At 66.6% G+C, this 8,157-nt stretch carries 8 protein-coding genes and 1 pseudogene; 8 read left to right on the top strand and 1 reads right to left on the bottom strand.

The features are described 5' to 3' along the window. The coding region (locus tag JO059_RS06470; RefSeq protein ID WP_293315271.1) for a response regulator transcription factor at positions 1-680 on the bottom strand (680 nt) is incomplete at its 3' end. Between the two features lie 189 nt (positions 681-869). Here JO059_RS06470 and JO059_RS06465 point away from each other — a divergent pair. The 8 genes and pseudogenes from JO059_RS06465 to JO059_RS06430 form a co-directional block, all read left to right on the top strand. Further along, positions 870-1,625: a dienelactone hydrolase family protein gene (locus JO059_RS06465; RefSeq protein ID WP_293315270.1), complete on the top strand. Its 756-nt coding sequence runs from the start codon at positions 870-872 to the stop codon at positions 1,623-1,625. Positions 1,626-1,637: 12 nt separating this feature from the next. Beyond that, positions 1,638-1,913: a DUF6295 family protein gene (locus JO059_RS06460; RefSeq protein WP_293315269.1), complete on the top strand. Its 276-nt coding sequence runs from the start codon at positions 1,638-1,640 to the stop codon at positions 1,911-1,913. Beyond that, the gene (locus JO059_RS06455; RefSeq protein ID WP_293315268.1) at positions 1,910-2,689 is read left to right on the top strand and encodes a DUF427 domain-containing protein; all 780 of its coding nucleotides are present in this window, start codon (positions 1,910-1,912) and stop codon (positions 2,687-2,689) included. The genes JO059_RS06460 and JO059_RS06455 overlap by 4 nt, the downstream gene beginning before the upstream one ends. A 121-nt stretch (positions 2,690-2,810) precedes the next feature. Further along, on the top strand, positions 2,811-4,220 hold the full coding sequence (locus JO059_RS06450) for an ammonium transporter (RefSeq protein WP_293315267.1): 1,410 nt from the start codon (positions 2,811-2,813) through the stop codon (positions 4,218-4,220). Between the two features lie 10 nt (positions 4,221-4,230). Beyond that, positions 4,231-4,569 (top strand): P-II family nitrogen regulator, encoded by a 339-nt coding sequence (locus JO059_RS06445; protein ID WP_293315266.1) that lies wholly within the window; start codon positions 4,231-4,233, stop codon positions 4,567-4,569. A 362-nt stretch (positions 4,570-4,931) separates the two neighbouring features. After that, positions 4,932-5,924, top strand: coding sequence for a YncE family protein (locus JO059_RS06440; protein ID WP_293315265.1), 993 nt, complete (start codon positions 4,932-4,934; stop codon positions 5,922-5,924). A 122-nt stretch (positions 5,925-6,046) separates the two neighbouring features. Then, a complete protein-coding gene (locus JO059_RS06435; RefSeq protein ID WP_293315264.1) occupies positions 6,047-7,678 on the top strand; it encodes a long-chain fatty acid--CoA ligase in 1,632 nt (543 codons plus the stop codon). A gap of 31 nt (positions 7,679-7,709) precedes the next feature. Further along, positions 7,710-8,157, top strand: a pseudogene (locus JO059_RS06430) (dihydrodipicolinate reductase); the annotation flags it as partial.

Here is an 8,157-nt window from a genome sequence, read left to right as displayed (position 1 = left end):
AGAAACGTGATGACCGCGCGGACCCGCCTGTGGTCGTCGTCGGTCTCAGGCAAGCCGAGCTTGGTCAGGATGCTGCGGACGTGCTTTTCGACCGTGCCCTCGGTCACCCAGATCCGGCGCGCGATGCCGGCATTGGAACGGCCCTCGGCCATCAACTCCAGCACCTCCAGCTCGCGCGGCGACAACGCCGAGAGCGGATCGTCGCGCCGCCGCCCGGAAACGAGCTCCTGCACCACCGCGGGATCGACCACCGAGGCGCCCTTCGCTATCCGCTGCAGGGTGTCGACGAAATCGGTGACATCGGTGACGCGGCTCTTCAGCAGGTAGCCGATCCCGCGGCCGCTGGCCAGCAGTTCCATCGCGTGTTCGACGTCGACATACGCGGACAGCACCAGGATCCCGGTGTCGGGCAGCTCCTCGCGGATCACCCTGGCGGCTTCCAGCCCCTCGGTGGTGTGAGTGGGCGGCATCCGAATATCCACCACGACCACGTCCGGCTTGGATTGGCGAACCAGCGGGAGCAACTCGACGGCGGTGCCCACCTGGCCGACAACGGAGAACCCGGAACGGTCCAGCAGGCTGGCCAAGCCTTCGCGCAGCAGGGTTTCGTCGTCGGCCACCACCGCACGCAACTTGGCCGGCGCGGTGCCCGACTCGGCCGTGCTTGTTTCGGTCGTCAACGCCAGTCCTTCCCGGTTTGGCCTGCTTGAGGAACAATCTTGCACCCCGAGGTGTCCGTTTACCAGCGATCAGGCGCAACCGCAGGATCGGTGCCGGAGGGGATTCGCCGTTTCGCTATTCGGCTAGGTTGGTTCCGTCGGGGCGATCCATGCGCTCCGCATTCCGGTGCGCTAATTCAAGGAGCAGCGATGAACGCGCTCAGCCCAGACGCCATCCGCGCGGAAACGATCACCGTCACCGGCCACGGCGGCGACGAAATCGAGGCCTACCGGGCCAGCCCGATCCCCGAGGGATCGCGGGGTGGGATCGTGTGGATCCACCACATGCCCGGCTACGACCGCGAGACCAAGGAGTTCGTCCGCCGGCTCGCCGTCAACGGCTACCACGCGGTGGCGCCGAACCTCTACTCCCGCGAGGCCCCCGGCGCCGCTCCCGACGACGCCGCGGCGGCCGCCCGGGCCGCCGGCGGGGTGCCCGACGAACGACTGGTCGGCGACGTCGCGGGCGCCGTCGAGCACCTGCGTTCCCTACCGGGCGCGAACGGGAAGTTCGGCGTCATCGGGCATTGCTCCGGCGGGCGGCACGCATACCTGGCCGCGTGTTCGCTGTCGTTCGACGCGGCGGTGGACTGCTACGGCGCGTTCATCGTCGAGGATCCGCCCGAGGGCATGCCCAAGTCCATGAAACCGATCCTGCAGCTGGCGGCGAGCCTGAGCTGCCCACTACTGGGCCTGTTCGGCGCCGACGACAGGTTCCCGGCGCCCGCCGCGGTGGCCACGCTGGACGCCGAGCTGATTAAGCTGAACAAGCCGCACGAGTTTCACTCCTACGAGGGCGCGGGCCATTCATTCTTCTCCGTGGACCGGCCGGCGTATCGCCCCGAGGCGGCGGTCGACGGCTGGCGACACATCGACGAATTCTTCGCCACTTACCTGAAAGGCTAGGCGTCCCAACGCATGTGCACATACCTGACCGAACATGTTCGGATCGACGGCAGCGGCAAGGGCGCCACGGGCTGGTTCGGCGCCGACCGCGCGACGGTCTACGTCGACCACCCCGTCCACGCGCCCTACGGCCACACGGTCAACATCGACGTGATCAACCCGCGGCTGGGCCCGGCGGCGCGGGTCGCTCTCGAACTCACCGAGGAGAGCGCCCTGGCGCTGGCCGACGCGATCCATAAGGCGATCGCCCACGCGCCGGCCGGGCTGGCCTCGAAGGATCAGACATGACTAGCGATGTTGCAGGCCGCGACTTCCCACAGGTGGCCGCCGCGCGCGGACGGATCGAGCCCGCACCGCGTCGGGTCCGCGGCTACCTCGGCAATCAGCTGCTGTTCGACACCACCGCGGCCCGCTATGTGTGGGAAATCCCTTACTACCCGGCATATTACGTGCCGCTGGCCGATGTCCGGATGGAATTCCTGCGCGACGAAAACCACCCGCAGAAAGTGCAGTTCGGTCCGTCGCGGCTGCATTCCCTGGTCGGCGCCGACCAGACCTACCCCTCGGCGGCGCGGGTGTTCGACGCGGACAGCGACAGCCCGGTGGCGGGCACCGTGCGATTGGATTGGGATCCGTTGCGCTGGTTCGAGGAAGACGAGCAGATCTACGGCCACCCGCGCAACCCGTATTCGCGGGTCGACGCGCTGCGCTCGCACCGGCACGTGCGAGTCGAGCTCGACGGAATCACGTTGGCGGACACCATGTCTCCTGTGTTGCTGTTCGAAACAGGCTTGCCCACAAGGTATTACATCGACCCTACCGACGTTGCCTTCGAGCATCTGGAACCCAGCCCGACCCGGACGCTGTGCCCGTACAAGGGAACGACGTCGGGCTACTGGTCGGTCCGAACAGGGCAGCTCGTGCACCCGGACCTGGCGTGGACCTACCACTATCCGCTGCCGGCGGTCGGCCAGATTGCCGGCTTGGTGGCCTTCTACAACGAAAAGCTCGACATCATCGTCGATGGTGCCACCCTGCGGAGACCGCAGACCCACTTCAGCTAGCCACCCGGGAACGAAATCAATATTTAAACCGGGGCACACACATACGAAACATTCCCATCGGAGGCTTTGCCAGTCCAGAGCGTCACTATCGCATTGCGCTGAATTGGGGTGTGTCTGAACCATGTTGCCTTATCCCGACTGGCTGAACCCCGGAGACAACGCCTGGCAGTTGGTGGCGGCGACCCTGGTCGGCCTGATGAGCATTCCAGGCATCGCCGTTCTGTACGGCGGCATCGTGCAGCGGAAGTGGGCCGTCAACACCATGCTGATGGCCTTCACCGGGTTCTCCCTGGTACTGGTCGTGTGGGTGCTCTGGGGCTTCAAGATGGGCTTCGGCCAGCCGCTCAAGCTCGGCCCGGGCATCCTGAGAGCGGCGGTCGGAATTCCGCACACGATCCTGGGTAGCAACAACCAGCAGATCGCGTGGATACCGCTGTTGGACGGCACCATGCCGTCCTTCCGGTTCTCCGAGACCACCCTCGCGTACTTCCAGTTCGTGTTCGCCGGCATCACCCCGCTGCTGTTCCTCGGCAGCGTGATCGGCCGGATGAGCTTCAAGGTGTGGCTGATCTTCGTGCCGCTGTGGTCGACGTTGGCCTACTCGGTCAACGCATTCCTGCTCTGGGGCGGGGGCTGGTGGGCCCAGGCGGGCGCCCTGGACTACTCCGGTGGCTACGTGATCCACCTGGCGGCCGGAACGACCGGGTTCGTCGCCGCCGCGGTGATCGGCCCGAGGTTGGCGCGGGACCGCGAACGCGCGGTGCCGAACAACCTGCCCATGGCCGCTGTCGGTGCCGGGGTCCTGTGGCTGGGCTGGAATGGATTCAACGGCGGGGACCCGTACTTCTCGGGGGCCGACGCGTCGCTGGCCGTGCTCAACACCAACCTCACCACGGCCGTCGCCCTGCTCACCTGGGTGATTTGGGACATCTTCGCGAGCAAGGCGCGCAAGCCGACGTTCCTCGGCGCGGTCAACGGCATGATCACCGGCCTCGTCGCGATCACCCCGGCAGCCGGCTATGTGAACAGCTTCGGCGCGATGATCATCGGCGTCGTCGCCTCGTCGCTGGTCTGGATGTCCTGGAACTGGCTCGGCCGGACGAGGCTGTTCAAGAAGGTCGACGACGCCCTGGGCGTGTTCCACACCCACGGCGTGGCGGGCCTGGCGGGCGGGTTGCTCGTCGGGGTCCTCGCCGACCCGAAGATCGTCGTCTACCTGGGTGGCAGCACGGGGACGGACGTGACCTACGCCGGTTGGTTGTACGGTCACCATCCCAAACAGATACTGATCCAGGCCGGCGCCGCGGGCACGGTCATCGTCTGGGATGCCCTGGTCACGTTCGTCATCCTGCGGGTCCTTGGTCTGTTCATGAAGCTGCGGTTGCCCGACGAGGTCCTGGAAACCGGCGACATCGGTGTGCACGACGAGGAGGCCTACCCCGATGACACGCTGGTGACGGGCCGGCGGCTCGAGCCGTCGGGGGCGGCGCGAGCCACGGCCGTCAAGTCCGCCGAGCCGGTCGACGATTGAGGCGCCTGCCATGAAGCTGGTCACCGCGATCGTCAAGCCCTTCACACTCGATGACGTCCGGCACGCCGTGGAGTCCGCCGGCGTCCTGGGCCTCACCGTCACGGAAGTTCAGGGATACGGCAGACAGCGCGGGCACACCGAGGTCTACCGCGGAGCCGAGTACGCGGTCGAGTTCGTTCCGAAGGTCCGGGTCGAGGTGCTCGTCGCCGAGGAGTTTGCCGACCGCGTCGTCGACGCAATCATCGGCGCGGCGCGCACCGGGAAGATCGGCGACGGCAAGGTGTGGATTTCACCGGCAGAACAGGTGATCCGCATCCGGACCGGTGAACGCGACCACGACGCACTCTGAAACGCTCGGGCCGAAATGTGACCTCTACCTCATCTGCGGCGTTAATTCTCAGAATTCTCAGTTTCGCCGCGTCTCGCTAGCGGGCGCCGCCGATTTGCCAGGTTGGGTGATCATGCTTGCAGAGTGCCGACTCGCTGTTCGCCACCGACTCACTCCTGCCGCATTCAAAATCGGTAATCTAAGCGGCGCATAAGCGGCGGGTGGCGCCTTCTCGCCGGCGCGCGACTTGAATTCTTTTCGCCCGGAATTCGGTCGGTAAAATTTATTTCAAAGCAGCCACCAATTGGTGCTGAACCCCGGTTTATCCAGGGCCGTCCGGGTCGCGGCCGCGGACTACCACGAACGCGTGAAGGCGGTGCCGCATGACCGATGTGAACAACTCTGGAGCGCCCGTGGGCGACATCCGCCACATCATCCGGCCGGGCAACGGCCCGATCAGCAGCATCGCCGCCAGCCCGGACGGCGCCATGTTGATGGTGACCAACTACGGCGACGACACCGTCTCGGTCATCGACACCGCCAGCTATGAGGTCGTGGAGACCGTCGCCGGCCTTGACGAGCCGTTCGCGATCGCCTTCGGCGGTCACGAAGCCAGCCGTGCGTACGTCAGCACCGTGTCGCCCGCATACGACTCGATCACGGTCATCGACGCATCGACCAATTCCGTCATCGCGACGCACCCGCTGGCCCTGAGCGTCAGCGACCTGGCGGCCAGCCCGGACGGCAAGCACGTGTATGCGACCCGGAACGGCGCCCGCGGTGCCGACGTCGCCGTTTTGGACACCACCACCGGCGGGTTGGCGGCGATCGATTTGCCGGTCGAGCCGGGAACCACCACCGACTGCGTGTGCGTCAGCCCGGACGGCGGCCGCCTGTACGTGGGGACCAACGGGCCGGCCGGCGGGCGGCTCGTCGTGATTGGCGCGCACCGGCGGCGCGTCCTCGACACTGTCGAAATCGGGTTCCCGATCCGTGACGTCGCGCTCGGTCCCGACGGGTCCACCGTCTACGTGGCCAGTTGCGCTTCGGACTGGGGCACGGTCGTCGACCTCGTCGACACCCGGGCCGCCAAGCTCACGGCCACGCGCAAGCTCGGCGAGCTCGGTGGCATCTTCACGGGGTTGACGCTCAGCGGCGACGGGAAGCGCGCCTACCTCGCCAGCGACGAGAGCGTCGCCGTGCTGTGCACGCTCACCCTGGACGTCATCGGCACCGTCGAGGTCGCAAGCCAGCCGTCGTGTGTGGTCGAGGGGCCCAATGCCGGACACCTGTACGTCGGCGACTATTCCGGCAACGTCACAGTGGTGTCGGTTGCCCGGATCGCCGCGTCATGTGCCGCGGCCGAAGCCGGGTAGACCGCTCGGCGGGAGTAAAACGCGTGTTGTCGGGCGAACCGGTTTCTCACAGCCGGGCGCGGCGATAGCATTCGCCCGACCGCACATCAGGCGGTGCGCAGACTCCCCAAGGCGGTACCTCGATGGACAGCACGATGCAGGACTTTCCGCTGACGATCACCGCCATCATGCGGCACGGCTGCGGCGTCCACGGCGCCCGCACGGTCACCACCGCCACCGGCGGCGGCTACCGGCGCACGAGCTATCACGAACTGCACGAACAGGCGGCACGGCTGGCGAACGCGTTGCGCCGACTCGGCATCACCGGAGACCAGCGGGTAGCGACGTTCATGTGGAACAACACGGAACACTTGGCGGCTTACTTCGCGGTGCCCGCGATGGGCGCGGTGCTGCACACGCTGAACATCCGGCTTTTCCCGGAGCAGATCGCCTACGTCGCCAACGAGGCCGAAGACCGGGTGGTGTTGGTCGACGCGTCGCTGACCAAACTGTTCGCACCCGTGCTGGGCAACCTCGAGACGGTCCATACCGTGATCCTGGTGGGAGAGGGCGACACGGGGCCGCTGGAGGGGTCGGGCAAGACCGTGGTGCGATACGCCGACGTGGTGGGCGGCGAGTCGACCGAGTTTGACTGGCCGCGGATCGATGAGAAGTCTGCGGCCGCAATGTGTTACACCAGTGGCACCACCGGCAACCCCAAAGGCGTGGTGTACAGCCACCGTTCGAGCTTCCTGCACGCCATGGGGGCCTGTACCGCCAACGGCATCGGCGTGGGGGCCGACGACAGCGTGCTGCCGATCGTGCCGATGTTTCACGCCAACGCCTGGGGGCTGCCGTACGCGGCGCTGATGGCCGGGGCCGACCTGGTATTGCCCGACTGCCATCTCGATGCCCTATCGCTGATCGACATGGTGCAAACGCTGCGGCCCACGGTGGCGGGCGCCGTCCCCACCATTTGGAACGACGTCATGCATCGCTTCGAGGACGACCCCGACCACGACCTGTCCTCGCTGCGCCTCGTGGTGTGCGGTGGCTCGGCGGTTCCGGTGTCGCTGATGCGGACCTTTGAGGAAAAACACGGCGTTCAGATCCGGCAACTGTGGGGGATGACGGAGACCTCGCCGATGGCCACCATGGCCTGGCCGCCGCCCGGAACCCCGGAGGATCAGCACTGGGCGTTCCGTGCGACTCAGGGGCAACCCGTGTGCGGTGTGGAGATGCGGATCGTCAACGACCACGGCGAGGTGCTGCCCAACGACGGCAAGGCCGTCGGCGAGGTGGAAGTCCGCGGGCCGTGGATCGCCGGCTCCTACTACCTCGGACGCGACGACGCCAAGTTCGACTCCGGTTGGTTGCGCACCGGCGACGTCGGCCGGATCGACGAGCGCGGCTTCGTCACCCTCACCGACCGCGCCAAGGACGTCATCAAGTCCGGCGGCGAATGGATCTCTTCCGTCGAATTGGAGAACTGCCTGGTCGGACATACCGACGTGCTGGAGGCCGCGGTCGTGGGGGTTCCGGACGAGCGGTGGCAGGAACGGCCGCTCGCGGTCGTCGTGACCAAGCCCGGCGCGTCGGCCAGCGCCGAACATCTGCGAATGTTTCTCTCCGACAAGGTCGCTCGTTGGTGGCTGCCCGAGCGATGGACGTTCGTGGACGAGATTCCGCGCACCAGCGTCGGCAAGTACGACAAGAAGGCCATGCGGTCGCGATACGCCGAGCACGGCTACTGGGTGGTCGAGGCTCGCGATTGAGCGCCTGCTCGCGGACAGGAGGCCAACGGATATGACGCTGCGAGTCATCCAGTGGGCAACCGGGTCCGTCGGTGCTGCCGCCATCAAAGGAGTTTTGGAACTCCCCGAACTCGAACTCGTCGGCTGCTGGGTGCATTCGGAGGCCAAGAGCGGCCGGGATGTCGGCGAGATCATCGGCACGTCGCCGCTGCGCAAATCACCGTCAACTGGCTGATGGGATCTGAAAGCCTTGATCCTCCTTGGTCGTTCGGTCCTGCGGGCGAACGCTACGAGATCGAGGTGCCCGGCAACCCGGACACCTTTGTGAGCAAAAAGGGTGGCAGCCGGAAAGCGTGCAAGCCGGCTTGCGGAGCAATCCCGGGATCGTCGCGACGGCCGCGCATTGCGTCAACGCGATCCGGCGACCTGCGCGGCGCCGGCGGGTCTGCAAAGATTCTTCGATCTGCCGCTCATCACCGGCCGGGCCGCCGCATTCTTGG

Source organism: Mycobacterium sp. (assembly GCF_019247615.1).
In the GTDB taxonomy this organism is placed as follows: domain Bacteria; phylum Actinomycetota; class Actinomycetes; order Mycobacteriales; family Mycobacteriaceae; genus Mycobacterium.
The sequence above is the reverse complement of the archived record's forward strand: the minus strand, read 5'-3'. Positions and strand labels throughout refer to the sequence as shown.

Bases quoted from the DNA above. Each gene is read 5' to 3' on its own strand.
- JO059_RS06465 (WP_293315270.1), top strand. From the start codon at position 870: ATGAACGCGCTCAGCCCAGACGCCATCCGCGCGGAAACGATCACCGTC.
- JO059_RS06460 (WP_293315269.1), top strand. From the start codon at position 1,638: ATGTGCACATACCTGACCGAACATGTTCGGATCGACGGCAGCGGCAAG.
- JO059_RS06455 (WP_293315268.1), top strand. From the start codon at position 1,910: ATGACTAGCGATGTTGCAGGCCGCGACTTCCCACAGGTGGCCGCCGCG.
- JO059_RS06435 (WP_293315264.1), top strand. From the start codon at position 6,047: ATGGACAGCACGATGCAGGACTTTCCGCTGACGATCACCGCCATCATG.
- JO059_RS06440 (WP_293315265.1), top strand. From the start codon at position 4,932: ATGACCGATGTGAACAACTCTGGAGCGCCCGTGGGCGACATCCGCCAC.
- JO059_RS06445 (WP_293315266.1), top strand. From the start codon at position 4,231: ATGAAGCTGGTCACCGCGATCGTCAAGCCCTTCACACTCGATGACGTC.
- JO059_RS06450 (WP_293315267.1), top strand. From the start codon at position 2,811: ATGTTGCCTTATCCCGACTGGCTGAACCCCGGAGACAACGCCTGGCAG.